At 77.0% G+C, this 2,115-nt stretch carries 2 pseudogenes; both read right to left on the minus strand.

Going from position 1 to position 2,115, the window contains the following annotated elements:
- Positions 1-72: pseudogene (locus CCN56_RS46050) on the minus strand (hypothetical protein); the annotation flags it as partial.
- Positions 73-150: 78 nt separating this feature from the next.
- Positions 151-2,115 (minus strand): annotated as a pseudogene (locus CCN56_RS39795) (AfsR family transcriptional regulator); the annotation flags it as partial.

A 2,115-nucleotide genomic window follows, 5' to 3' on the forward strand; every position in this document is an offset into this window, starting at 1 on the left:
GCCCTGGGCGAGGCGGCGGCGCCAGTACCCGGTGAAGTGCACCGAGCGCCGGTCGACACCCCGCTCCTCCACCAGGTGCCGCCGCCTCGCCCAGGGCGACGCGCCGACCCCGGAGGACCTGGCCGAGGCCCGCGAGCGCCTGTCGCTCGGCTAGGGCCTGTCCGGCCCTGATCCGCCGGACAGGCCCTGGTTCCGGATGAGGGCGGCGGCCGTCCTGAGCGAGAGACCCGCTCCCTCCTCGTACCGGCGGGCGTACGTCTCCGGGGGCAGGGCCGCGCGGAGCACCGCCTCGGCGCGGGCCCGGATCGCGGCCTCGGTCTGCGGGGTGAAGGGCCGGAAGCCGCCGCCCGAGTCGGAGCCGGCGTGGGCGTCGTACGCGCCGAGCAGCCGGGCCCCCGTCTCGGCGTCACCCGGTGCGCCGCGTCCGCCGCGGGCCCAGGCGGCGGTGCCGAACTGGGCGACGACGAGGTGCGGGGCGACGAGGTGGGCGAGGGTCTCCACGTCCACGACGGCCCGGTCGAGGCGTTCGAGGGCCCGGTCGTAGACGCCGTCGAGGCAGTCGAGCCACGCCCACGTCCCGCCGACGAGACCCCAGAAGAGGGCCGGGGTGACCTCCCCGAACTCCCCCTCCAGGAGGGAGAGCTGCGCGCGGGCGAGGCCGGTGCGCCCGGTGTGGCCGTAGTGCTGGGCGAGCAGCAGCCGGCCCGTCCCGGCGGGCTCCGCGCCCCACTGCCCGGCCTCGTCGGCGGCCTCGGCCAGGAGCCGTTCGGCCGCCGCGTCCCCCTCCGGGCTGAGCCGGAGCCGTACGGCCGCGAGACGGGCCGTGAAGACGGGCACCTGGGAACGCGCGCCGACGCGGGCGGCGGCGTCGGTGGCCCGCTCGAAGTCGGCGGCGGCCTCGGCGAGCCGGCCCTCCCGCTCGTACGCCTCGCCGCGGGCGGCGAGGGACTCCGCGATCCCCCAGGAGTCCCCGGCGGCCTCGAAGAGGGCGAGCGCCTCGGCGGCGTCGGCTCCGAGGCCGGCGAGCTTGGCCCGCATGAGGAGCGCGAAGCCCAGGTCCCAGCCGGTGCCGTGGGCGCGGCAGGCGTCGACGATCAGAATCAGGGTCTCGTCGAGGCCGGCGAGCTCCCCGGTCATGAGCCGGGCGAAGTACCACATCGTGCCCGGCTGGCGGCAGGTCTGCGGGAGGCCGGGGCGGTACGCGGTGACCAGGGCGGCGAGCCGGGCGCGGGGCTCGGACCGTTCGAGGTCCATGCCCTCGACGCCCTCGGTCGCCAGGGCGTACAGCCGACCGCCGCGCCGGGCCTCCCACAGCCGCTCTCCGGTCCACGGCGGCGGCACGTCCACACACCGTCCGTCCAGCGGCTCGGCGGGGCGGACGGGCTCCCGGAACGGGTCGGGGCCGAGACGGCCGGCCTCGACGGCCCAGGTGCGGGCGTCGACCTGGTGGTTGCGGAGCTGCCAGAACCAGCTGAGCGTGTGGACGAGACAGAGCACCTCCTGCTCGTCGCCGAGCGCCACGGCCGTCCGGAGCGCGCCGCGCAGGTTGTCGTGCTCCCGCTCGAAGCGGGCGATGGCGGCGACCTGGCCCGGGCCGCGCAGCTCCGGGTCGGTACGGCGGGCGAGCTCCCGGTAGTACGTGAGGTGCCGCCGCTCGACGGCCGCCCGCTCCCCGGCCTCGTCCAGCCGCTCCCCCGCGTACTCGGCCACGGTCTCCAGGAGCCGGAAGCGCATCCCGCGGTCGTCCGGGGCGGCCACGACGAGCGACTTGTCGACGAGGGCGCCGAGGACGTCAAGGACGTCGGTAGGCGGGACGTCGGTAAGCGGGACGTCGGTAAGCGGGACGTCGGTAGGCGGGACGTCGGACACGCTCGCGCACACCGCCTCCGCCGCCCTCAGGTCGCACCCGCCCGTGAACACCGCGAGCCGCCGCAGCACCGCCCGTTCGGCCTCGTCGAGGAGCTCCCAGGACCAGTCCACCACCGCCCGCAGGGTCTGCTGGCGCGGCAGCACGGTCCGCGCGCCCGAGGTCAGCAGCCGGAAGCGGTCGTCGAGCCGGTCCGCGATCTGCCGTACCGACAGCATCCGCAGCCGCGCCGCCGCCAGTTCGATCGC

It is taken from the genome of Streptomyces sp. NRRL B-24572, from assembly GCF_002156145.1.
In the GTDB taxonomy this organism is placed as follows: domain Bacteria; phylum Actinomycetota; class Actinomycetes; order Streptomycetales; family Streptomycetaceae; genus Streptomyces; species Streptomyces vietnamensis.